Below are 24,631 nucleotides of genomic sequence, written 5' to 3'. Positions count from 1 at the left end.
GTGACCTTACTCGGGTTGCAGCACGGCGCTGGCGGAAGCTCCCATCCGGAACAGCTCCGGGTCAGGATCTTTCACCGCAATTTTGACCGGGAAGCGCTGTGACACATGCACCCAGTTGATGCTCTTCTGGATAACCGGCATCCCTTCGAACACGCTGCCGCCTTCGGGCAGCACGCCAGCCCCAATTGAATCCACCACGCCTTCAAACGCGCGGGAGTGATTGGTCATCACCGTCACCCGGGCAGGGGTTCCGGCGCGAATGTTGTTGAGATCGGTTTCGCGGAAGTTCGCAATTACGTACCAGTGGTCGTCGTTAATCAGCGTAAACACCGGCTTGAGCACCGATGTGTACTGGCCGATGGTGGTTTTCAGCGCCACCACGATGCCGTTAAACGGCGCACGAACTTCAGTATGTTCAAGATTCAGCTCCGCCAGCGCTATCTGGGCGACGATCCCGGCGCGCTGGGCGACCATCGCGTCAACACCGGTGACGGCAGCCGCGGCCTGGCTTGCCTGCAGCTCGGTGGCGGCCAGTTCGGCGCGGGCCGCTTTTTCCGCGGTGACGGCCTGGTCAAGGCTCTCCTGAGAGGCAAAGCCCTGCGGCACCAGCGGCTGAAGACGAATACGTGACGAGGTGGTTTGTTTCACCAGCGCTTTGGCGCGCTCCACCGCCGCCGCTACCGATTCGGCATTATATTGCTGGGCTTTAATGGTGCGGTTGGTCAGCATAATTTGTGCGTCCAGCGCCGCGAGGCGGGATTTGGCGTCGTCGAGCATCGCCTGATACGAGCGCGAATCAATGCGGAACAGCAGCTCGCCTTTCTTCACGCGCTGGTTGTCGCGCACCGGCATCTCTTCGATGCGCCCGCTGACCTCCGGAACGACGTCGATGCTGTCAGCGTAGACGTAGGCATCGTTGGTTTCCGGCGAGGTCTGAAGCTGCCATATCACCAGGATTAACGCCACGATCGCGGCAACAACAATGACCAGCAGAGGCCATTTTTTCCGTACTATGCTTGGGCTGGATGGTGTCATAGGAGTGTCATTCAAAAGAGTAAGAACCACAGGATCGTGGCGAATAAAAACATCAGGGCCAGGTAGCTCACCACCAGCGGCGAGAAGCGCGGTTGCCAGCCCTTACGGACAATCAGTATATGGCACGGGATCAGTAAAAAGGCGGCGGCCAGCAGGCAGAAAAACCAGCTGGGGAATGCGGCACCTAAGACCGGGATCGCCGGAGAGAGTGAACAGCCAGAGAGAATAAACAGGGGTAATACCGCAGCCGTGCGGCTTAGCAGTGTAATACGATTCAAAGGAATTTACCTGAGTGCGCGTGCTTGTTTTGACAAGAGTTTAGTCGTCATTTCAGGGAATTAAAAGCAAGCGGCGGCTCTCAATCCCACCGTTATCCTCTCGTTTACCTTTCAGCGGGCGTCGCGCTTTAGTCAGCGGTTGCAGACGGTTTATTCGGATCCGCCAGCCCCTGTAGCCAGCTGATAAACGCATCTATCTTCGGCCACTGCCGGCCTGGCAGGGTCGAAATGTAGTAATACTGGTGGCACTTGAGCGTCAACTCGCCGAAGGGCGCCACCAGTTCTCCGCTGTCGAGACGTTTTTGCACCAACCGTTGACGACCCATCGCCACCCCGACGTGATTAATCGCGGCAATCACCGCTAAATCTGAACGATCGAAGCCGATGCCTGCCGATTGTGGCAGCGATATTCCCGCATGCTGGGCCCAGCTCCCCCACTCGTCGGTACCGGAGTCGTGGCTCCAGGCCTGCCGGTCATGCAGCAGCGTGCAGTGGCGGAGGTTGTCCGGGTGGCGCAGCAGTTCGTATCGGTTGGCATACTGCGGGCTGCAAACCGGCAGAATAGCCTCATCCATCAAAAAATGGTGGGTCAGATGCGATGAGGGGGTATCGTCAAAATAGAGCGCCAGATCGATACCGCTGCGCTGTAAATTGACATCATCGTTTCCGGTGAGCATGGTCAGCGATATTGCCGGATAGCGGCGGGTAAAATCCCCCAGCGCGGGCACCAGCCAGCACTGGGCGATGGACGGACGACAGTAAAGCGTCAGCGTGCCGGAGAGCTCCTGGTTTTTGATATCCAGCACCTCCTGGTTCAGCGCATCCAGCGAGGCCTTCACCGCCCAGAACACCCGCTTGCCCTCTCGCGTAAGCTCCACTTTACGGTGCGAGCGCAAAAAGAGCTGTATCCCCAGCTCGTCTTCCAGTTGATTGATGCGGTGGCTGACGGCGCTTGGGGTTAACGACAGTTCATCCGCCGCCAGCGCAAAAGATTCATGCCGCGCGGCGACCTCGAAGGTGTAGAGCTTCGACAGCTGCCAGCCGTTCAGCAGGCGGTTTCTGACATCACTGGCAACATCCATAACGCGCTCCACGGCAGTTTATTTCACGGTGATTGTAAAAAAGTCGGGCCAAATACGCAGCAAAAAGATGAAAAATATTGAGGCAAAGCAAAAATAGACCGTGGTTTTAGAGCTATATCACCTTTTTGATTCAATCTAATTCATCTGAATGGCGAATTTCATCGTTTGTCAGCTGACGTCGTTTTTCTGTCCAATAGGGGCTGACTACACACAGGCAAGGTGGGATATGGAATCGCAAATTTGGGTTGTGAGCACTCTGCTTATCAGCATCGTGTTGATTGTATTGACCATTGTAAAACTAAAACTACATCCGTTTCTGGCACTGCTGCTGGCGAGCTTCTTCGTTGGTGCCATGATGGGCATGAGCCCGATTGCGATGGTAAACGCCATCGAGGAGGGGATCGGCGGCACGCTGGGCTTCCTCGCGGCGGTGATCGGCCTTGGAACGATTCTGGGCAAAATGATGGAAGTGTCCGGCGCGGCGGAGCGCATCGGCCTGACGCTGCAGCGCTGCCGTTGGCTGTCGGCTGACGTCATCATGGTGCTGGTGGGACTCATCTGCGGTATTACGCTGTTCGTCGAAGTGGGCGTGGTGCTGCTGATCCCGCTGGCGTTTTCTATCGCCAAAAAGACCAATACCTCGCTCCTGAAACTGGCTATTCCGCTGTGCACCGCGCTGATGGCCGTTCACTGCGTGGTGCCGCCACACCCGGCGGCGCTGTATGTTACCAACAAACTCGGCGCGGACATCGGCACCGTTATCGTCTACGGTCTGCTGGTCGGCCTGCTGGCGTCACTGGTGGGCGGGCCGCTGTATCTGAAGCTGCTCGGCAACCGCCTGCCGTTTAAAACGGTCCCTGCCGAGTTTGCTAACCTTGAAGTGCGCGAGGAGTCTTCGCTGCCCACGCTTGGCGCGACGCTGTTCACCGTCCTGCTGCCTATCGGCCTGATGCTGGTGAAAACCGTCGCCGAGCTGAACATGGCGAAAAGCGGCTCGCTGTATATGCTGCTGCAGTTCATCGGCAACCCGATCACCGCGATGTTTATCGCCGTCTTCGTGGCCTACTACATTCTGGGCCTGCGGCAGAAAATGGGCATGAGCATCCTGCTGAAGCATACCGAGAACGGTTTTGGGGCTATCGCCAACATCCTGCTGATCATCGGCGCAGGCGGCGCGTTCAACGCCATTCTCAAGGGCAGTGGCCTCGCGGATACGCTGGCGGTGATTTTGTCCGGTATGCATATGCACCCGATCCTGCTCGCCTGGCTGGTGGCACTTATCCTGCACGCGGCGGTGGGATCTGCCACCGTCGCCATGATGGGCGCGACGGCGATTGTCGCACCGATGCTACCGCTGTATCCGAACGTCAGCCCGGAGATCATTACCATTGCCATCGGTTCTGGCGCCATTGGCTGCACTATCGTGACTGATTCCCTGTTCTGGCTGGTGAAGCAATATTGCGGGGCAACCCTCAATGAGACCTTTAAGTACTATACGACGGCAACCTTTATTGCCTCGATACTGGCACTGGCCGCCACATTCCTGCTTTCTTTCATCATCTGAGCGCAAAGAGACGTATTATGAATAACGCTGAAATGACTACCTTGTTGACTAATTTTCCTCTGGTAGAGGATCTGATAGCCCTGAAGGAGACCACCTGGATTAACCCTCGCGCTACCACGCTTGCTGAAGGGTTACCCGCAGTCGGGTTAACCGACGCGGATGTCCAGGATGCGCATGCCCGGCTGGAGCGCTTTGCCCCGTACCTGGCGCAGGCGTTCCCGGAAACCGCAGTAACAAACGGTATTATCGAATCTGAACTGGTGGCTATTCCGGCCATGCAGCGCAGGCTGGAAAAAGAGTATGGCACCCCACTTGGCGGTACGTTGCTGCTGAAAAAAGACAGCCATCTGCCGATCTCCGGCTCCATCAAAGCCCGTGGCGGTATTTATGAAGTGCTGGCGCATGCCGAAAAGCTGGCGCTGGCGGCCGGCGTTCTGTCACTCGACGACGACTACAGCAAACTGCTGGCACCGCAGTACCGTGACTTCTTTGGTCAGTACAGCATCGCGGTCGGCTCCACGGGCAACCTTGGCCTTTCCATCGGCATCATGAGCGCCCGCATCGGCTTTAAGGTGACGGTGCATATGTCGGCTGACGCCCGCGAATGGAAAAAGGCCAAATTGCGCAGCCACGGCGTGACGGTGGTGGAGTATGAGGAGGATTATGGCGTCGCGGTTGAGCAGGGGCGCAAAGCGGCCGAGTCTGACCCGAACTGTTTCTTTATCGATGACGAAAACTCCCGCACGCTGTTCCTCGGCTACGCGGTGGCCGGCCAGCGCCTGAAGGCGCAGTTTGCCCAACAGGGCCGCGTGGTGGACCGTGAGCATCCGCTGTTTGTTTACCTGCCGTGCGGTGTTGGCGGTGGCCCTGGCGGCGTGGCCTTTGGCCTGAAGCTGGCGTTTGGCGATGATGTACATTGCCTGTTTGCCGAGCCGACGCACTCGCCGTGCATGCTGCTGGGCGTCTATACCGGGCTGCATGACGGTATTTCGGTTCAGGAGTTAGGCATTGATAACCAGACGGCGGCGGATGGTCTGGCGGTGGGACGCGCTTCCGGGTTCGTCGGCCGGGCGATGGAGAAACTGCTCGACGGTTTCTACACCCTGGACGATCAGACGATGTACGACATGCTGGGCTGGCTGGCGCAGGAAGAGGGCATCCGCCTGGAGCCTTCAGCACTGGCCGGGATGGCTGGTCCGCAGAGGGCAGGCGTAGAGCTCGCCGGGGCACATGCCTCTCAGGCGACGCATCTGGTCTGGGCCACCGGCGGCGGCATGGTGCCTGAAGACGAAATGGCGCGCTATCTGTCGCGCGGACGCTAAATCGATTGCTGGTCTGGATGGCATCAGCTCCGGTCTGAGCTGATGCCATTAAATCCCATCTAACGGCAGCAGACGGTTATAGCGACCGATATAGTCTTTCGGCGTTATTTCCAGCTCTGCGCCACATTCGTGGGTGGCGACAAAATTGCGAAACACCATCCCGCTCTGGCGCTCACTGATCTCCCAGCCTTGCTCAGAGTAAGCATCTTCAGTGGAACGAATACAGAGATCCGTAAAGATAGCCATCACGGATAATGCAGGGGAGGTGTGGCTCTTCAGGGTATGACGCAGGCTGACGTGTGCGGCATAGCGGCTTAGCGTATGAATATTGACGGGAAGCTTGTCCATTTTCAATCCATTGAAAGAGAATGCCGCGGATGATAATTCACATTGGCGCATCTTACCAGTTACAAGTAATTAAACTATTGGCAACCTTTCTGTCCATGAGCATAAAAAAAGCCGCTGACGCGGCTTTTTCTGACGGTGGGTGAAATTATTCACTCACTTTTTGTTCCAGCGATTTTGCGCCTTCTTTGGTTTTATCCCAGGCTTTTGCGCTACCTTCTTTGGTCTTATCCCAGCCTTTTTCAGTTCCGGCTTTGGTTTTATCCCACGCTTTTTCGCTGCCTGCTTTGGTTTTATTCCAGCCTTTTTCTGCACCTTCTTTGGTGGCATCCCACCCTTTTTCGGTGCCTTCTTTGGTCTTATTCCAGGCCTTCTGCGAACCTTCGCTAACCTGGCTGCTCAGGCTGTCGCTTTTACCTTCCGCGGCATGTTTGGATTTAAGTTTCAGCTCCTCACCCTGATTTTGCGTCTGGTGCAATTTCTCTTTCGCCGTATTGGCGCCCGCATTCGCCGCGGCAACCGTATCATCGGTCGCATGGGTGGTGGTGGCGGCAAATACCGGAGAAGCCATCAGCAGTGCAGACAGTGCAATCATTGTTGTTTTCATAATATCCCTCTTCAAACGTTATGAGTGTCACGAGCTGAATTCAGAGTGACATAGCCAGATATTCATGGCTTTAGGAAAAAACTGTAAAACCGAATTTCCCTGGTCAGCCAATATCCCCCCAAAATTAATAGGTAACATTAATTGTCACCGTATCGGAATAACTGTCCGGGGTGTAGTTGGCGCTGGGGACGGTACCATAAACGGTATACGCTACCGTTGAACCGGTACCGGTGCCGGCCACCGTGTTTTGCGCCGTGTTGCCCCATACTGTACCCGACGGGCCCGCTGTTGAGCTGAGCTGGTAGGGGACGGTATCGGTATTGCTGCCGGTTCCCTTCATCGCCCCGCTGCCAGCGGTATTGCTGTTGGAAGGGACCAGCCCGATGGTGTACGGCGTATTACTGGTGCAGGCAACGCCGAGGGTATTAAACGACGTGATGTTGCTCTGGCTGGCGGTAACGCTGCCGAAGCTGACGTTATTGGCATAGCTGACGTTGCACTGTTTGACGACCGTCGCCGTGACGTTGAACGGGAAGGTTGCGGCGACGGTGGTGCCGCAGGTGGTGGGCGGGGCCAGCAGCCCGACGTTCAGGGTGACAAGCGCGGTAGAGGCGGTATAGCTGTCCTGGAAGGCGCCAGGCACCGGAGCGCTTTGCGGCGTCGGGACCTGGGCATAGACGGTTAAACTTCCGGTGACCGGCGTCAGGTTCAGCAGCGTCAGCTGCACCATGGGGAAGGTGGTGCCGGTCTGGTACTGGCTTCCCCAGACCACGGTATTCCCCGCGTTCTGATACAGCTGATAGTTCAGGGTGCTGGCTGGTGGCCCGGCGGAGGACATGGTTCGCGTGGCAATCGCACCGCTTACCCCCGAGTTACCGATGTTAAAACACAGGTTGATACCCGCCAGCACGTCGCCAAGCTCTTTGGCGCAGGAGTAGTTAAAGGTCATTGAGGTGGTCGGCCCGGTGGTCGCGAGCGGGTTCACCGCGGCAAAATTGACCGGCGAGACGTTGCTCAGCGAACAGGTCACCGCATGGCTGATGCCCGGTGAGAGCAGCAGGGCTGCCAGTAATAACCACAGTTTTAACCTCACGCATTTACTCCTGTCATAAAAAGGGCCGTTTACTGGCACACCAGTGGGCCAATACGGGCGATGTCTTTGGTTTTTTCCGGGAAATCGAACGTTACGCCGCAGGTACCCGTTTCGGTAGCGACCTGCAGCCGGTTATGGGTTTCCAGCGTGTCAAAATAGGCCATCCCGTCGAAGCCCACTTCTGAGGATTGCCGCGCGCCGCTGCTTAAGGTGGCGGTACTGCCCTGCGGGATAACCCGGCCACGACCGTCGACCAGAATGACCAGCGCTGCGCGCACCGGAGTGATGCCAAAGTTTATCAGCGCGCCGGAGCGATCCGCCGGGGTGGCGTTCGCCGTTACCCGAGAGATGCGCGTGTTGGCGGGTAAATCCATCGGATCGATGCTGATTTCATTCTTTTGATAGCTGTTGAGCTGGGTCACCAGCAGCAGCCCCTGTGAATCGCTGACGCCGACCTGGTTGTTCTGCAGCTTGATGGGCACGCCCGGGATGCCGTCCGTGGAAACCACCGCAAAGCCGTTGTTGATCTGGCGGGCGGCGAACAGCCCACCGCCCATCATCACCACCGATCCCGTCGCGCCCGCATAGCCATACTGGTTATCCGGCACGCTGTTAAAGCCGGTATAGACTTTGCCGTAGCGCCCCAGATAGCCCACTTCGCCCTGGCCGCTCTGATCGGAGCCCTGCTGGCTGGCGGCAACGTTCCAGCCTAAACCACCCTCCGACGGCGGGGTGCGGCTGGCGTTGAACTGATACCCCATTTCATCGTTGGTGCGCTGGATGGTGCTGCTGGCGCTAATGTTGTCGCGGGTGGTCACCGTCAGCATCAGATAGATGCTGCTGTCGCGGCTGTCGTCGACGTTCTGGTTGAAGCTGGCGTTGATAAAGACGTTATCGGTGACGGCTTTGAACCAGCTGGCGTTGGCGTAGCGCACGGCGGATTCCTGCGGATAGCGGAACTGCAGATAGCTGAGGCTGAGGTTGCCGGCGTTACCGAAGTTGTAACCCACGACGGTGCTGCTGCTGAGCGCGGGCGGTGGTTGGCCGTAGTGGGTAGCAACGTCATGATAATCACCGGAGGTGCCGACGGTATTGGTGCTGAAGTTGAACTTCTCCCCGCTCCAGCGGTAGCCAATGCCGTACTGAAAGCCGTTTTCTCCGGCATCGGTGCTCATGGCAAACGAGGTGGAGAGGGTACCGCTCTGGCCGCCGGGGATCCAGTCGCTGCCAACCCCGCCGTTCACCAGGCTGTCGCTGGTTTCGGCGTGAGCGCTGGTGGTGAGCGAATTGCTGATACCGCGCCGCCAGGTGGCGCTCAGCGCCGGTGAGCTGGCGTAATCAAACGACGAATAACCGTAGTTTTCCCGCACGACGCCAAGCTCTGCCGACCACGAGGTTAACCCTTCGCGCAGCAGCTGCTGATCGTTATAAAACGAAAAACTCTGCATCGTCGTTCTGCCGAGGGCATCGGTCATCATCACCTGAGCGTTTCCTGCACCGCTGATATTCGGCATGGTGTTTATCTGGAGGCTACCTGCCGGGACTTCGCCGGTGTACGACTTCACTCCGTTGACGTACAGCTCAACGCTTGAGGGCAGCGTGGCGGAGCCAAGAAACGCCGGGAGCGGGGTGGTAGGCATGTACGGTCTGAGGCTGAAATCAGTGCCGATTTGGATCCCGGAGATGCGCGTCGGACGCGACCATGACAGCGAGCTGGTCAGGGTATCACCGAGGGTGAGCGCCAGCATTTTATCGGGAAACGACGAGCGCCAGCTGGTGTCGAGGCGGCTGAACTGATTGTTGGCATCCTTCTCCGTGGAGTACTGGCTGAGCTGCGTGGTGCTCAGCACCCCCGCGGAGTTAAAGGCGCGCAGTTCGCTGAAGGTGTTCACGCTGCTCTCTTTGCCCTGCTGGGTGTAGAGATCGTAATTGAGCAGCGCCCCGCGCGAGGTGTTGACCTCGGGGTTTGCCTCGTTGAGCGCGTTGATTTGCGTGGTGGCGAGATCCAGCGTGTCGAGCGGAGCCGTCAGCGCCAGCGTCTGCTGCTGCGCATTGTAGTCAACCTTAAGCTGCGGAAAGGCGTTAAGGCTGACCGGTTTTGTCGTTCCTTCCGGCACGCGGAATCCCAGCTGGCGCAGGGTGTTCGCGCTGCCGTAGAGCTTGCCATCGGCGTAGCCCAGGTGAACCAGCCCTACTGGATTTCCATTCAGAGTAACGTCAAGGTATAAATCGCTACCAACCAGCGGCGTGGTATCACTGATGACCACATTCTGTGGCGTGTTATTACCGATACCCTGCGCCGCTGCCATTCCCGATATGAAGACTCCATTGAGCAAAAAAAATTTCACCAGACAATATGGCCATTCAGAGATTTTGTACTGTTTTTTGACCATTAATCATTACTTCAACTTTCCCACCGCGCTGTGCATCACCGGCTGATACCGGGATTATCCAGCGCATCGTTGAACCCGGGAGAACGTACCCCAGCAGTCCTGGCGAAATGACCTTCCGCGCCCCGTTGGCCTGCACAAAGGTGGCCTGGGCAAGCTGCGCATGACTGTTTCCCTGATTATTCACTTCAACAAATGCTTTTCCGTCAGCCGCGACCAGCCTCCACTGCAGCCTGGGGGCGGCGTTGGCCACGCCGGCTGGCTGTATAAAGACCGGGACGGAATAGCGCATCACGAACTGAATCTGATTCTTTTCACGTTTAGCCGGAGGGAGTTCGTCGATAGAAAGGCGCCAGGCATCTTCGACGTTGGGGTTCGCGGGGCCGGTGCGGATAACGCGCACGAGCTGTTTTTCACCTGGCGCCAGCGCCAGCATCGGCGGACTGATCGCCAGACCCTGGGCATTATCAAGCCTGTCGTTGTTGCCACTTTGCGTCCAGCGCCAGACCCGCACCTGGGCGTTGAGCGGTGCGCCGCCTTCGTTACTGAGCCAGATCCCGTCGGCGTTTTGCGTTCCCTGTAAGGTCAGGCTGACCGGAGCTATCTGCAGACCGCCTGCCAGCGCGGGGCTGGCGGTACAGACGATGGCTGACAGGCACGCCAGAGCGTATTGCCAGAATACTCGCAATGATACTTTCATCCCTTTTCCCGGCGTCAGTAGTTAACGTTGACGGTTACCGTATCGGCGTAGCTGTCAGGGGTGAAATCGGCGTTGGCTACCGTGGCATACACGGTGATAGTCTGCGCCAGCCCTGTACCAGTCCCCGCGACCCCGTTACCCACGGCGGAGGTGGTCGCCGTGTTCCCCCAGACCGGGCCGGTGGCGGAGGTCTGGTTCAGCTGATAAGGGATTTTATCGGTGTTGGTCACCGGGTTAGTGCTGGAGGCCATGGTCCCGGCGCCAAGGGTATTCGCGTTTGAAGGCGCCAGGCCGATAAAATAAGGTGTCGTTTTGGAACAGTTAACCGAAATGGTGTTGTTACCACTGGTACTTCCGGCATTGGCGTTGACCGAGCCGAGGTTAATATTGGAGCCGGAGCCCGCCGTTACGGTGCAGGATTTCAGGACTGTAATCAGCACCTGGAATGTTCCGTTCGCTACCGCGGCATTGGCCGATGGAATAAAAGCCGCAGCCATGCAGGAAAGCATTAAACGAGCGCGAATGACTGGTTTCATATCCTTAACCTTTCTTAAAATAAACGCTATTTTTAGGCGTGAAATAAGTTAGCTTTTTTACAGGTGATTACCTGATCTAACCCTAGGATAAGCTTCAATATTACGCCAGTTTGTTTTAAGTGAATTCGGGTTAATTAGCGAGTAGCAGAAAGTGCCTGGAAGGCGAGAATATATTTGTGATGTAGGTGCGGTTTAAAAATAGTAAGCCGTGGTTAAATGTTGCAGCGTTCGTGCGGTGGAGTTGTTTGTCGATATATAATATATTGCACTATTTAATGCAAATTTAAGCTTGCCAAATAGTATTTGTGAAAAAATATCTGACACCAGGATAATTCCTGCTAATGACGCTTCCCTTTAGCTGGAAGAGTATGTTTAAATTTAAATTGAATGTAAGGAAACGTAAGTTTCAATATCGTGTTTTAAATTAACAGGGACAGGGATGAAAGGTTTATATCCGGTAGCAGCAATATGTCTGTTACTGAGTCAGTCATTATTTGCCGCACCGCTATCACCCGCCGATCGCGACAGTATTGAACAACAGCAGCAACAGTTACTGCGCCAGAACCAGCTGCAGCGTGACTCGCTGGAGCGCGTCACCCCGCTCCCGGGTGTCTCCCGTCCGGGAGAGCCGGCTCCGGTGAAAGGTCCCTGTTTTACGATTCACACCATCGTCCTGGACGGTGCCACGCTGATGACGTCTCGTCAGCAGCAAAAATTACTCGCCCCCTGGCAGAATCAATGCCTCGATATGGCACGTATCACCCAGCTCACCAATGAGATTTCTGACTGGTACATCAGCCGGGGTTATATCACCAGCCGCGCGTTTATCACCGAGCAGGATCTGGGCTCCGGAGAGCTGCATCTGGTGGTGCTGGAAGGGCGTCTGCAGGCCATCCGTATGGAGAGCGCCAGCCCCCGTGAACTGGCGATGACCTTCCCGGGACTGGAAGGAAAAATCCTGAACCTGCGCGATATAGAGCAGGGGATGGAGCAGATTAACCGCGTACGGACGACACCCGTGCAGATTGAAATTCTGCCCGGGGATAAGCAGGGTTGGTCAATTGTTCATCTCACCGCCACGCCGGAGTTTCCACTCAGCGCCGCCGTGGGCTTCGACAATAGCGGGCAAAAAAGCACCGGCGTCGGGCAGATTAACGGTTCGCTTACCGGCAACAATTTACTCGGGCTGGCGGATCGCTGGTTTGTCAGCGGCGGGCGCAGCAGCGATTTTTCGACGTCGAAAGATGCACAGAACTTTGCCACAGGCGTCAGCGTACCGTATGGCTACACGCTGTTTGATTACAGCTACAGCTGGAACAACTATCTCAGCACCATTGATAACCGCGGCTATCTCTGGCGCTCCAGCGGCGATACGCAAACGCACCGCGCCTCGGTGTCGCAGGTGTTGTTCCGCAACGGAGATATCAAAACCGGCATTTCGCTCGGCCTGAATCGCCGCACCAGCCAGAACTGGCTTGATGACGTCAAGCTGCAGAGCAGCAGCCGCACGATAACCAGCCTGCTGTTTGGGCTCAACCACACGCAAAAAGTGGCCGGTGGCGTGGCGACCTTCAACCCAACCTTCTCGCGCGGTATGCCGTGGATGGGGGCGGAGGAAGACGGCAATAAGTCCGGTGATTTGCCCAAAGCCCAGTTCCGCAAATGGAGCCTTAACGCCAGTTACCAGAAACCGCTGGCGGATTCCCTGTGGTGGCTGACCAGCGTTTACGGGCAGTGGTCGCCCGACAGACTGTACGGCAGCGAACGCATGACTATCGGGGGCGAAAGCTCGGTGCGTGGCTTTAAAGAACAAACCATCTCTGGTGACAACGGCGGCTACTGGCGTAACGAGCTGAACTACGTGCTGTTCACTCTGCCGGTGGTAGGCCAGGTGAGCGCCCTGGCGGCGGTGGACGGCGGCTGGCTGCACGCTGACCGATTGGATCCTAACGCGGCTGGTACGCTGTGGGGGGCCGCCGCCGGGCTGACCACCGCCAACCGTTGGGTTTCCACACAGTTTACGCTCGGCGTGCCGCTGGCGTACCCGGACTGGCTGGGGCCAGACCATATCAGCATTTATTACCGCGTGGCCGTGGCGTTTTAAGGATGAAAGAAATGGAACAGACCCCCGTTAGCCTGACTCGTCGTCTGCTGAGCTATCTCATCAGCGCACTGCTTGCCGGTCAGCCGCTGCTGCCGGCCATCGGTGACGCGTTAACCCCGCAGGGGCCAACCGGCGTGGACAGCGCGGCCAACGGCGTGCCGGTGGTGAATATCGCCACGCCTAACGGGGCGGGAGTCTCCCATAACCAGTTCCAGGACTATAACGTCGGAAAAGAAGGGATCATCCTCAACAACGCCACCGACAAGCTCAATCAGACCCAGCTTGGCGGGATCATTACCGGCAACCCCAATCTCAGACCAGGGCAGGAAGCGCAGGCCATCATCAACGAAGTGACCGGCGGCAACCGCTCGCAGCTGCAGGGGATGACGGAAGTGGCGGGGAAAGCGGCAAACGTGATGGTCGCGAACCCCTACGGCATAACCTGCAATGGCTGCGGATTTATCAACACACCGAACGCTACTTTGACGACCGGTAAACCGGTGTTTGATGCCAACGGCAACCTGCAGGCGCTGGATGTCAGAAAAGGCACAATCACCATCGAAGGCAAAGGGATTGATGCCAGCGGCAGCGACTCGCTGTCGATAATCTCCCGGGCCACGGAAATTAACGCCCAAATGCACGCTAAAGATCTGCGGGTGGTGGCCGGGGCGAACCGCGTTGGCGCAGACGGCAGCGTTCAGGCGCAGCAGGGTGAAGGTAATGCGCCGACGGTGGCGGTCGATACCGGCGCGCTCGGCGGCATGTACGCCAACCGGATCCGTCTGGTGTCGAGCGAGAAAGGCGTCGGGGTTAACCTTGGCAATCTTAATGCGCGTCAGGGGGATATCACCCTTGATGCCAGCGGCAAGCTCAGCGTGCACCAGAGCCTTGCCAGCGGCGCTATTAAGGCGAAAGGGCAGGAGGTTGCGCTTTCTGGCGATCATAAAGCGGGCGGCAATATCGCGGTTGCAAGCCAAAGCGGCATTGCCCTGAACGGTAGCCAGCTGGTCAGTGATAACAACCTGCAGCTCAGCGCGGAAGGTAAGCTTGAGCAAAACGGCGGCAAACTGACGGCGGGGCAGAACATTGATCTTAGCGCGAGCCATCTCAGCCAGCAGGGCGCGGCAGATGCTGGCGGAAATATCTCACTGACCGGCCGTGAGAGTGTGAACACCCGGGGCAATATCACCGCAGGAAAAGCGCTGAGCGTGGTGGGTAGTACGCTGCAAAACAGCGGGCAGCTCAGTGCAGGTGATGATGTCCGGATAAAAGGTGACAGCGTCAGCAACCACGGCGTGATGCAGGGTAAGTCGCTGGATATTGCTGCGGCGGGGAACGTTGAACTCAACGGGCAGGTCAATGCGGCGCAGGCGCTGACGGTCAAAGGCCAGCAGATTACCAGCGGATCCGACGCACAGATCCAGAGTGGGCAGGATCTGACGCTAACGGCACAGACCGCGACGCTTAACGGCACGCACGCGGCGAAGAACAATTTTAGCGTCACCGCGAATACGCTCAGCCACAACGGCAAAGCAAATGCCCGGACTATCACGCTCAGCGCACCGGACGACCTCAGCAATAACGGCACGCTGGTGGCGGACAACCTCAGTCTTACCAGCCAGCACGTCAGCAACGGTGGCCTGATGCAGGGCAACGCCGCGCTGGATCTACACACCGCTAAGCTCGATAACCTTGCCGGCGGTTCACTTTACAGCGTGGCCGCATTAACGCTGGATATCCCGGCGCTCACCAACCATGGGCTCATCACCACCGATGGTGATCTACAGCTTAACGGTAGCGCGCTGGTTAACGGCGGAGAAATTAACGGCGTCAATCTACGCAGCGAATACGCGACGGTGAACAATGAGGCCACGGGTCGCCTGCTGGCGGATAACGCCTTAACGATGAACGGCCAGCGCACCGATAACGCCGGGCTGATGGCCGCTGATTCACTCGCCCTGAACAGCGCGGAAGTGAACAACGGCGGTAAGGTGCTCGCCGTTGGCGAATTAAAATTGCATAACCAGACGCTCGACAATGGTGGTTTGCTGCAGGGTAACACGCTGAACATTCAGGCGAACGAGTGGCAAAACGGCGGCAATGCGCTGGGCGAGGCCGGGGTAACGGCAGCAATCCGCGACGGATTCACTAATCAGGGCAACGTTCTCAGCCAACAGGCGATGACGGTTCACGCCGGTAACATCGATAACCGCGGAATGCTGGCGGCGAAGGTGCTTGCGCTGCATGGCTCCCTACGCAGCAGCGGGATCCTGCAGGGCGATCAGGCGCTCACCTGGGAGGGGAATCACTTTAGCAACCTCGCCGGTGGGCAGATGACGGGCGGCGAGAGCCTGCAGCTTCGCGGCACCCGTATTGAGAACGACGGTAAGCTGGAAGGTCAGTCGGCGGTGATGTCGGCGGACAGCCTGCGCAATGGCGGCACCCTGCAGGCACAGGATAGCCTGAAGCTGACAACAACTGGTCGGCTGGATAATCAGGGGGAACTGCTCAGCCAGAACCTGTTTGAGCTCTCTGCCGCACAGCTGTTTAACGACAACACCGTGGCGGCGAAGTCCCTTACGCTCACGACCCCGACGCTGACCAACAACGGCACCGTGCAGGGGAATTCGACATTACAACTCACCACCCGCCAGTTGCTGAACGGTCAACAGGGCCAGGTAGTCAGCGGCTCGGGGCTGGATTTACGCCTCGATAGCCTGGAAAACCACGGCGTCGTGCTGGCGGACCACGGTTTTACCCTGAACGCTGGAACGCTGACGAACAGCGGCGATATTCAGGCCGACAGCCTCAGGCTGGAGGTGAGTGAGGCGCTGCATAACCAGGGCAATCTGCTGGCGAAACAGGCCGCGCAGGTGAAGGCGCAAACCCTGGAGAACGGCGGTACGCTGGCCGGACAGACCGTCAGCGTGGAAGGTCAATCCCTGAGTAACCGCGGGCTGGTGCAGGGTAAAGACAGCAACGTGGTGAAAGTGGAGACGCTGAACAGCGATGCCACTGGTCGATGGTTAGCCGGTAATGCGCTGACGATAGACGCCGGGACGGTGGGGAACGCCGGTGTGATGCAGGGGAATACGGTTGCCCTGAACGCCAGCTCGCTGAACAACAGCGGTGTGCTTAATGGCTTGCAGGGGCTGGAAGGCAACGTTGCCGGACTGCTGAGCAACCAGGGGACGCTGCAGAGCGGTGGTGCCGTTGCGCTGACCGCTGGCACCGTTTCCAGCTCAGGACGTATTGCAGGCGATACACTCACCCTGACCGCTACGACCTTAACCAACGACGGTCTGTGGCAGGGAACGCAGGGTCTGACGCTCTTTGGCGATACCCTCACCACCGGAGCCACATCCCGGACGCTGAGCGGCGGCGCGTTGACCCTCAATGCGGGCAATATCACCACGCAGGGAACCCAGCAGGGACAAAAGGTAGCGGTCACGGCGGATGACTGGCAGCACCAGGGATCGCTGGTAAGCCAGGGGGAACTGACGGCGGATGTCGGTCACAACCTCACCACCCCGGGTGAGATGATGAGCCAGGGCGCGACATCGCTGACCGCGCAGCAGCTGGATAACAGCGGAAAAATCCTCAGCGAAGGCGATGTGACCCTCGACGGCACGCAGCTGACCAACAGCGGCAGCGTGCAGGGGAAAAGCCTGACGGCGTACCAGGACCGTATTCACAATCAGGGCACGCTTATCGGCCAGCAGGGTCTGGCGCTGGAAGGCAAAACACGGCTGATGGCGCGCATGGCGATGGCCTCGCCGCAGCGTGAACTGATCAACGCCGCGGGCGGTTCACTGCTGACGCAGGGCGCGCTGAAGGTTACCTCTGGTGAGGTGAACAACGCCGGTGCGTGGCAGGGGCAGTCGATTCTGCTCAATGCACAATCGCTCGCTAACAGCGGGGCGATACAGAGCGCTGACGCGCTACAGCTTACTCTTGCGAAGCAGTTAACCTCCGCAAGCGGGAGCAAAATCACCGCACTTGGCAACGCCACGCTGCAGGCGCTCTCCCTCACCAACAACGGACAATGGGCGGCGAAAAACCTGACGCTGAAGGGGGAGAGCCTGGACAACGCTGGAGCGGTGAGCGGGGTTAATGGCCTGACGCTGGCGATGAGCGGCGCCGTGAACCAGCAGAAAGCGGGCAGTATGCTGACCGCCGGGGCGTTGAGCCTGAATGCGGCCTCGGTAGTGAACGAGGGCAACATTCAGGGGACGACGCTTGGGATCACCTCCGGATTGCTGACCAACTCAGGGCGACTGCAGGGGGATAATGGCGCCACGCTTTCGCTGAGCGATACGTTGACCAATAACGCCGGCGGCGAGATTGTCAGCCACTGGGGACTGAACGTCACCACGCCGACGATGCTGAACTACGGGCTCATTCAGGGCGGCGCAGAGACCCGCCTTAACGCGACGACCCGGGCGCTTAACGAAGGTAAAGTGCTGTCGGGCGCGGCGCTGACGCTAACCACACCGCAGTATTCCGGCGCAGGCTGGCTGCAGGCCACTCAGCTCGTTCTCAATGCCGCTACTGCAACGAATAGCGGCAACTGGCTGGCCGACAGCGCAACGCTGACCGGCAATACTTTTACCAACCAGGGGATCACGCAGGCGGGCCAGCTGTCGGTTAATTACGCCCAGTTGAGCAATAACGGCACGCTGCTGGGCAAGACGCAGCTTGCGGTTAACGCCGACCAGGTCAACCAGAACGCGGCAGGTAAGCTGTTTAGCGGCGGTAATTTATCTTTGCAGAGCAAGGGGCTGAATGCGCTCGGACAGGTGGTTGCGCTGGGCGATCTGACCCTGAAGCTGGCCAATGCCTTTAGCGCGAACAGCACGCTTGCTGCCGGTAAAACGCTTTCCGTGACCAGCGATGGTGACATTGATAACCGCAGAGTTATGCAGGGGCAAGCCGTTAATCTGACCGCAGGGGGTCAACTCAGCAACAACGGACAAATCACCACCGGCAGCGGCGCGAGCACGCTCAGCGGCAGCAGCGTGGCGCTGAATACTGGCGGCACGTTGCAGGGCGGTGGTGACGTCACGATAGGCAGCCGCGGCAATATCACCGTGGACGGCTTTACCGGTACCCGCGGTACGCTCACGCTTAACTCACCGGGTGCCATCGTCAATACGGCGCTGCTGTATGCGGCGAATAACCTGGCGCTGTATGCCAACAGCATCACCAACCAGCATGGCGATATCCTCGCCGGTAACAGCCTCTGGATGCAGAAGGATGCGGCGGGCAATGCCAACGCTGAAGTGATTAACACCTCCGGCACTATCGAGACGCAGAACGGTGATATTTATATCAATACCGCCCGGCTGCTGAACACCCGCGATGGGCTGAAAGTATCTACTACTTCGCAAGAGTTTATGCCCGCTGACCAGGCGCAACTGAACGTCAGCTTTGCCTCAATGGGCAAAGAGAATCTTGGGGTGACATCTGATACGCTGTGTTCCGGCGGGGTGAATACGCACTGCACAACCTCATACTGGCTGGTGCCGACCTTCAAATCTGACGAGAAAAAGGTGCTGATCAGCGAGCAGGAAACCGCAGTGAGTGCAAACGGTGGTGCTGCCCGTATTGCTGCTGGCGGTAATCTCACGGCGAATGCCGACACGCTGAACAATGAATCCAGCTTCCTGCTGGCTAACGGTAATATCACCCTGCGCGGTCAGTCGCTGAATAACGCCTCTGCCGAAACCGGTAAACAGTCGGTCTGGCAGAAATTTACCTGGTCCTGTGCTCCGCGCTGTGAAACTAAATACGATCCTTTCCCGGCATTGACATCCGTGGAGAACTGGCTGAAGGGGAGGAAGCGCGATCCGGACTCCGGCATTAAATATACCTTGTCTGATACCTGGACCGAGTACACCCCGGATGGACAGCAGTACCGCTCGGTTATCCAGGCCGGTGGTAATGTAACGGCGTCTTTTGCCAGCGACATCAGCAATACCACTACCTCTGCGAACAGTGGTCGCATCAGCAACACTCTCGTGGCACCAACGCTGAACAGCCTCAGCAACCAGACCATCGGCGATGGCGTGCAAAAACAGGCGCTGGAAGGACGTGACTCAGTCAGCGTGGGTACTCCGCAGTGGAACGACAGGTTGCAGAGTGCCTTACAGCAGATCAACGGTGGCGGCGCGCTGGACGGCGGCAGCGTACCAGACGCCGCGCTCAATACCCTTTCCGGTGTGCAGAAAAGCGATGCCAGCCTCGGGACACTGAACGGCCCGGTTAATCCGGGTTCGAATGGCGTAAACGTCTCCGGACAAAACCACGGTAAGACGGTGGATACCAGCGCGTATCCGCTGCCTTCCGGTCAGAACGGCTACTTTGTGGTGTCTGACGATCCGAAAAGTCCTTACCTTATCAACCTCAACCCGAAACTTAACGGCCTTGGTGAGCTTGATCCTAACCTGTTTGCCGACCTGAATGCGCTGCTGGGGATTAAGCCCGACGCCATGCCGCGGGAAACCAACAGCGCTTATACCGATCAGAAACAGTTCCTGGGATCGGCCTGGATGCTTGGTCGTCTTAACCTGAACCCGGATCGTGACTATCGTTTCCTCGGCGATGCGGCGTTTGATACCCGCTACGTCAGCAACGCTATGCTGAACCAGACGGGAAGCCGCTATCTCAAGGGGATTGGTTCAGAGCTCGATCAAATGCGTTATCTGATGGATAACGCCGCCAGTGTGCAGCAGTCGCTGGGACTGACGTTTGGCGTCTCGCTGACGGCGGATCAGATAGCGGCGCTTGATAAGAGCATGCTGTGGTGGGAAGCCGCGACCATTAACGGTGAGCAGGTGATGATACCGAAGCTGTATCTGTCGGCGAAGGATGTCACCGTAAACCACGGGAGCGTTATCTCCGGGGATAACGTCCAGCTGGCGGGCGGCAATATCACCAATGCCGGCAGCGCGATACTGGCGAATAAGAGCCTGACGCTCGACGGGCAGAACAGTATCAACAACCTTGATAACAGCCTGATGCAGGCCGGGGGCAATCTCGACCTGAGCGCCATCGGTGATATCAACAACATCAGTTCGACCATCAGCGGGAAAACGGTGGCGCTGGAAAGCCTCGACGGCAGCATCAATAACCTGACGCTGGCGGAACAGCTGGATATCAACGCGCAGGACAAATACCGCCAGGTGGTGATTAAAGACACGCTGCTGGGTACAACGGCATCGATAACCGCCCAGGACGGGCTGTCGATGCTGGCGGGCAAAGATATTACCGCCACCGGGGCGAAGATAGCGGCGGGGGGCTCCCTGCTGATGAACGCCTGGGGAGACATTGCGCTGAATGCCAACCAGCTTAACGAGGCGCAGGGCCGCTCCGGGCGCGGGTTAACCGGCACCAGCAGCGGTAGCGTGAGCTGGCAGGGCAACGATATCAGCGCGGGCGGTAATCTTGGTATTAAAGCGGGCCACGATCTCAACGTGACCGCCAGCGACCTGAGCGCCGGGAAAAGCGCCCAGCTGGTGGCGGGGAACGATCTCAACCTTAACGCGGCGGAAACCAGCCAGAACAACCGACGCGGCAGCAGCGAAACGCACCAGAGCGGTGTCGATCGTACCACCGTCAGTGCGGGCGAAAACGTCGTCCTGGCGGCGGGCCGGGATCTGACCAGCCAGGCGGCGGGAATTGCGGCTGAGGACAATGTGGCGATGCAGGCCGGACGCGATGTTAATCTGCTGGCCCAGGAGACGGCCAGCGGCAGCAGCACCCGCGAAAGTAAGAAAACGGTGATTGATGAATCGGTGCGCCAGCAGGGAACGGAAGTTGCCAGCGGCGGTAATACGACCATCGTTGCCGGACGGGATCTGAACGCGCAGGCCGCGCAGGTCACGGCGCAGGGTGATATTACCGCCGCCGCCGGTCGCGATGTCAATCTGACCACGGCGACGGAAAGCGATTATCACTACAAAGAAGAGACAAAGACCAAAAAAGGGTTCCTCAGCAAGAAAACAACCCATACCATTGAGGAAGATAGCGCCACTCGCGAGGCGGGTACGCTGCTCAGCGGCAACAACGTGCGGGTACAGGCCGGTAACGATCTGCTGGTGAAAGGATCTTCGGTGGTCGGTGACGATGCCGTGAATCTGCATGCGGGTAACAACGTGGATATCGTTGCGGCCACCAATACTGATTCGAGCTGGCGCTTCAAAGAAGAGAAAAAAAGCGGCCTGATGGGCACCGGAGGCATTGGTTTCACCATCGGCAGCAGTAAATCAACGCACGACCTGCGTGAAGCAGGAACAACCCAGAGTCAGAGCTTCAGTACCGTGGGCTCGACGGGCGGTAGCGTGGCCATTTCCGCCGGTAAGCAGGCGCATATGGGCGGCGCGGACCTGGTTGCGCAGAAAGATCTCAGCCTCTCCGGCGACAGCGTGATCATTGAACCGGGTCACGACAAGCGTACCCGCGACGAAACCTTTGAGCAGAAGAAGAGTGGTCTGACGGTTGCGCTCTCCGGCACGGTGGGTAGCGCCATTAATAACGCGGTGACCAGCGCACAGGAGACGAAGGAGACCAGCGACGGTCGCCTCAAGGCGTTGCAGGCGACCAAAACGGCGCTGTCAGGCGTTCAGGCCGGGCAGGCTGCGGCTGTGGCTTCGGCTACCGGCGATCCGAATGCGATGGGCGTAAGTCTGTCGCTCACCACCCAGAAATCCAAAACGCAGCAGCATGCCGAGAGTGATGCGGTATCAGGCAGTACGCTGAATGCCGGGAATAATCTCGCCATTGTGGCGAACGGAAAGCAGGGCGGGGCGAACAGCGGCGATATTGTCATTGCCGGAAGCCAGCTGAAGGCGGGCGGTGACACCCTGCTGAGTGCGAGGAATGACATTCTGCTGAGCGGTGCAGCCAATACCCAGCAGTCCAGCGGTAAAAACAGCAGCAGCGGCGGTGGGATTGGGGTGAGCATCGGCGCCGGCGGCGGCGGTGCCGGTATCAGCGTCTTTGCCAACGTCAATGCGGCGAACGGTAAAGACAAAGGAAACGGCACCGACTGGACCGAAACCACGCTCGACAGCGGCAAAAGCCTGACCATCAACAGCGGCCGCGACACGGTACTGAACGGTGCGCAGGTCAGCGCAGACAAGATAACGGCGGATATCGGTCGCGACCTGCTGATAAGCAGCCAGCAGGATAACAACAACTACGACAGCAAGCAGACCAGCGTGGCGGCGGGCGGTAGCTTCACCTTCGGTTCGATGAGTGGCTCAGGCTATATCTCTGCCTCCCAGGACAAGATGAAGAGCCGCTTTGACTCGGTGGCCGAGCAGAGCGGGCTGTTTGCCGGTAACGGCGGGTTTGATATCACGGTGGGCAACCACACCCAACTGGATGGGGCCGTGATTGCCTCCACGGCGACGGCAGATAAAAACAGCCTGGATACCGGTACGCTGGGCTTCAGCGATATTCATAACGAAGCGGATTTCAAAACCCAGCACTCGGGCATCAGCCTCAGCGGCGGCGGGGCTTTTGGCGGTGACCAGTTTAAAGGCAATATGCCGGGCGGAATGATTTCGGCCGCAGGCAACAGCGGCCATGCGGAGGGAACGACGCAGGCGGCGGTGGCGGATGGCACCATCACTGTCCGTAATAAGGATAAACAGCAGCAGGACGTGGCGAACCTGAGCCGTGATACTGAACACGCCAACGACAGCATCAGCCCGATATTCGACAAGGAAAAAGAGCAGAACCGGCTGAAAGCGGTGGGGCTTATCAGCGACATCGGCGGTCAGGCGGCGGATATTGCGCGTACGCAGGGTGAGCTGAGTGCGATTAAAACAGCCAAAGACCGCATGGATAGCGTGACGCCAGAGGATAAGGCAAGGGCGCAGGCACAGTGGCAGAAAGATAATCCGGGTAAAACGGCGAAACCAGAAGATATCAGTAATCAGATATACCAGAACTACTACAACGAAGCCTTCAATGCTACTGGCATGGGAACAGGTGGAACGGTCCAGCGTGGTATTCAGGCTGCAACGGCGGCACTGACCACGCTTGCAGGTGGCGGTAATCTGAGCGGGGCATTAGCAGGAGCATCAGCACCTGAACTGGCACACCTGCTGAAGGAGCCTACGGAAGGCAATACCGCAGTCAACGCCATTGCCCACGCCATTCTTGGTGGTACGGTTGCGGCCATTCAGGGGAATAGCGCTGCGGCAGGCGCTTCGGGGGCAGCGTCCGGCGAACTGGTTGCAAAAGCCATAGCTGAGATATATTACCCCGGTGTTAAAATGTCTGAACTGACGGAAAACCAGAAGCAGACCATCAGTTCTCTGGCGAGTATTTCGGCAGGTATCGCGGGTGGAATTGCCAGCGGTAACACGGCGGGTGCAGCAGCAGGGGCGAGCGCCGGGAAGAATGCGGTTGAGAATAACTCGCTGAGTGGTGACCAGGCTCGTGCAGCGGCAAAACAAGCCGCTGAATCCCTGAAAAATCAGGTCAGGGAAAAGCTGGGTGAAGGGACAACGTCTGCCATCGCGAACGCCATTATTAATGGTCTTGCTGATACCGGCGATGCTGCATTAGGTTCAGCGGACTACGCGGCTGATGCGGCCATGGCGCTGGCTTCCTGTGCTGCGGGCGACAGCTACTGCAGCAAAGCCATGAGCGACCTTGCCGGGAAGAATCAGGCTGTGGCGGATACCGTTACAGCCCTGATGCAGGGTGAAACCTGGTCAGCGGTAGCTGATACGGTTAAACAGGCGGCGGGCGGAAATCAGGCTGCGCTGGAAGCCACCGGCGGGTTGCTGGCAAGTATTATGTTGCCGGGTAAGAAAATACCTGGTTCTAATATTGTTGCTGCTGAAAATGTAACTAAAACAATCATTGACTCTAAGAAGTTTGATTATCTGTTTGGTAATGTGACTAGTGGTTCTCATAATGCAGAACGTTCAACTCAACTTGCTCAGACAATGGATCGATTAGGGTTAGAAACGAACTCAAAAGGTGTAGATATACTAACTGAGCACTTCAATCAGGTAGTTAATACCAAAGGTAATGTGATAGATACATATACTAAAGGAAATCAATCGTTTGAGGTGAGAGAATCATTGCTGTTTGGGCCATCAGGCAAGGCGACTAAGCTAGAAACATCGTTTGAAGTTATGCCTGATGGATCTCGTAGATTTATAACAACTATTCCTAAAGAAGGGAAAAAATAATGTTTATTAAAACATTCCCAGACGAAATAGATCTTTTAGGTTTTTTTGAATCAGAACCGATAGTTAATGAGGCTGATGATCTTCATTTTGCATATAAAAGTGAAGACAGTAATGGTATGGAAATGATTTTTGCATTCTGCGCCACTACAGGGTGGATCAAAGCTCTTATCTCATTCAATGGGAAAGAAATATCAAAATATCTCTCTGAAAATATTAACGAAATAAGTCTAAAAAGAGATAGTCTTGGAGAATATCTTTATACGGAAGTAATTACTGATGAGCTAATTACTAATATTGAAATCCGTGTGAGACCATATATATCAATAAAAAGCACTTCGCTAGTTAGATAAAGAAGGTCT

General features: G+C 57.4%; 14 protein-coding genes. 5 read left to right on the top strand and 9 right to left on the bottom strand.

The window, feature by feature from the left end:
• Nucleotides 1-6 precede the first annotated feature (6 nt).
• From mdtN to dsdC, 3 genes are all read right to left on the bottom strand, one after another.
• Entirely contained in the window at nucleotides 7-1,035 is a 1,029-nt protein-coding gene (mdtN, locus tag C7387_RS11860) for a multidrug transporter subunit MdtN (protein WP_120816772.1), read from the bottom strand.
• An 11-nt stretch (nucleotides 1,036-1,046) separates the two neighbouring features.
• Nucleotides 1,047-1,313, bottom strand: coding sequence for a YtcA family lipoprotein (locus tag C7387_RS11855; protein ID WP_006817355.1), 267 nt, complete (start codon nucleotides 1,311-1,313; stop codon nucleotides 1,047-1,049).
• Between the two features lie 128 nt (nucleotides 1,314-1,441).
• Nucleotides 1,442-2,395, bottom strand: coding sequence for a DNA-binding transcriptional regulator DsdC (gene dsdC, locus C7387_RS11850; protein ID WP_120816771.1), 954 nt, complete (start codon nucleotides 2,393-2,395; stop codon nucleotides 1,442-1,444).
• Nucleotides 2,396-2,621: 226 nt separating this feature from the next.
• On the opposite strand from dsdC, the gene dsdX reads away from it, so the two are divergent.
• Together dsdX and dsdA are read left to right on the top strand one after the other, a co-directional pair.
• A complete protein-coding gene (dsdX, locus tag C7387_RS11845) occupies nucleotides 2,622-3,959 on the top strand; it encodes a D-serine transporter DsdX (protein WP_038255145.1) in 1,338 nt (445 codons plus the stop codon).
• 17 nt (nucleotides 3,960-3,976) lie between these two features.
• Nucleotides 3,977-5,281, top strand: a complete 1,305-nt coding sequence (dsdA, locus tag C7387_RS11840; RefSeq protein WP_038255143.1) for a D-serine ammonia-lyase — start codon at nucleotides 3,977-3,979, stop codon at nucleotides 5,279-5,281.
• Between the two features lie 48 nt (nucleotides 5,282-5,329).
• Here the strand turns inward: dsdA and C7387_RS11835 are convergent, their stop codons facing one another.
• From C7387_RS11835 to C7387_RS11810, 6 genes are all read right to left on the bottom strand, one after another.
• The gene (locus C7387_RS11835) at nucleotides 5,330-5,629 is read right to left on the bottom strand and encodes a hypothetical protein (RefSeq protein ID WP_006817361.1); all 300 of its coding nucleotides are present in this window, start codon (nucleotides 5,627-5,629) and stop codon (nucleotides 5,330-5,332) included.
• 145 nt (nucleotides 5,630-5,774) lie between these two features.
• Nucleotides 5,775-6,233, bottom strand: coding sequence for a hypothetical protein (locus tag C7387_RS11830; RefSeq protein ID WP_006817362.1), 459 nt, complete (start codon nucleotides 6,231-6,233; stop codon nucleotides 5,775-5,777).
• Nucleotides 6,234-6,357: 124 nt separating this feature from the next.
• On the bottom strand, nucleotides 6,358-7,326 hold the full coding sequence (locus C7387_RS11825) for a Csu type fimbrial protein (RefSeq protein WP_038255141.1): 969 nt from the start codon (nucleotides 7,324-7,326) through the stop codon (nucleotides 6,358-6,360).
• A 29-nt stretch (nucleotides 7,327-7,355) separates the two neighbouring features.
• Nucleotides 7,356-9,635: a fimbria/pilus outer membrane usher protein gene (locus C7387_RS11820; protein WP_120816770.1), complete on the bottom strand. Its 2,280-nt coding sequence runs from the start codon at nucleotides 9,633-9,635 to the stop codon at nucleotides 7,356-7,358.
• A 55-nt stretch (nucleotides 9,636-9,690) separates the two neighbouring features.
• Nucleotides 9,691-10,416, bottom strand: coding sequence for a fimbrial biogenesis chaperone (locus tag C7387_RS11815; RefSeq protein WP_120816769.1), 726 nt, complete (start codon nucleotides 10,414-10,416; stop codon nucleotides 9,691-9,693).
• 14 nt (nucleotides 10,417-10,430) lie between these two features.
• Nucleotides 10,431-10,952, bottom strand: coding sequence for a Csu type fimbrial protein (locus C7387_RS11810; protein ID WP_038255137.1), 522 nt, complete (start codon nucleotides 10,950-10,952; stop codon nucleotides 10,431-10,433).
• 439 nt (nucleotides 10,953-11,391) lie between these two features.
• On the opposite strand from C7387_RS11810, the gene C7387_RS11805 reads away from it, so the two are divergent.
• From C7387_RS11805 to C7387_RS11795, 3 genes are read left to right on the top strand one after another with little or no spacing between them, the layout of a single operon-like run.
• Nucleotides 11,392-13,056, top strand: coding sequence for a ShlB/FhaC/HecB family hemolysin secretion/activation protein (locus C7387_RS11805; protein WP_120816768.1), 1,665 nt, complete (start codon nucleotides 11,392-11,394; stop codon nucleotides 13,054-13,056).
• A gap of 11 nt (nucleotides 13,057-13,067) precedes the next feature.
• The gene (locus C7387_RS11800; protein ID WP_244922372.1) at nucleotides 13,068-24,272 is read left to right on the top strand and encodes a hemagglutinin repeat-containing protein; all 11,205 of its coding nucleotides are present in this window, start codon (nucleotides 13,068-13,070) and stop codon (nucleotides 24,270-24,272) included.
• Complete coding sequence (locus tag C7387_RS11795) at nucleotides 24,272-24,622, top strand: hypothetical protein (RefSeq protein ID WP_120816767.1); 351 nt, start codon at nucleotides 24,272-24,274, stop codon at nucleotides 24,620-24,622. The genes C7387_RS11800 and C7387_RS11795 overlap by 1 nt, the downstream gene beginning before the upstream one ends.
• The last annotated feature ends 9 nt before the right edge of the window (nucleotides 24,623-24,631 follow it).

It is taken from the genome of Yokenella regensburgei, from assembly GCF_003634235.1.
GTDB classification, from domain to species: domain Bacteria; phylum Pseudomonadota; class Gammaproteobacteria; order Enterobacterales; family Enterobacteriaceae; genus Yokenella; species Yokenella regensburgei.
This window is presented reverse-complemented; position numbering and strand designations above follow the sequence as displayed.

Bases quoted from the DNA above. Each gene is read 5' to 3' on its own strand.
- C7387_RS11820 (WP_120816770.1), bottom strand. From the start codon at position 9,635: ATGGCAGCGGCGCAGGGTATCGGTAATAACACGCCACAGAATGTGGTC.
- dsdX (WP_038255145.1), top strand. From the start codon at position 2,622: ATGGAATCGCAAATTTGGGTTGTGAGCACTCTGCTTATCAGCATCGTG.
- mdtN (WP_120816772.1), bottom strand. From the start codon at position 1,035: ATGACACCATCCAGCCCAAGCATAGTACGGAAAAAATGGCCTCTGCTG.
- C7387_RS11795 (WP_120816767.1), top strand. From the start codon at position 24,272: ATGTTTATTAAAACATTCCCAGACGAAATAGATCTTTTAGGTTTTTTT.
- C7387_RS11805 (WP_120816768.1), top strand. From the start codon at position 11,392: ATGAAAGGTTTATATCCGGTAGCAGCAATATGTCTGTTACTGAGTCAG.
- dsdA (WP_038255143.1), top strand. From the start codon at position 3,977: ATGAATAACGCTGAAATGACTACCTTGTTGACTAATTTTCCTCTGGTA.
- dsdC (WP_120816771.1), bottom strand. From the start codon at position 2,395: ATGGATGTTGCCAGTGATGTCAGAAACCGCCTGCTGAACGGCTGGCAG.
- C7387_RS11810 (WP_038255137.1), bottom strand. From the start codon at position 10,952: ATGAAACCAGTCATTCGCGCTCGTTTAATGCTTTCCTGCATGGCTGCG.
- C7387_RS11835 (WP_006817361.1), bottom strand. From the start codon at position 5,629: ATGGACAAGCTTCCCGTCAATATTCATACGCTAAGCCGCTATGCCGCA.
- C7387_RS11815 (WP_120816769.1), bottom strand. From the start codon at position 10,416: ATGAAAGTATCATTGCGAGTATTCTGGCAATACGCTCTGGCGTGCCTG.
- C7387_RS11800 (WP_244922372.1), top strand. From the start codon at position 13,068: ATGGAACAGACCCCCGTTAGCCTGACTCGTCGTCTGCTGAGCTATCTC.
- C7387_RS11830 (WP_006817362.1), bottom strand. From the start codon at position 6,233: ATGAAAACAACAATGATTGCACTGTCTGCACTGCTGATGGCTTCTCCG.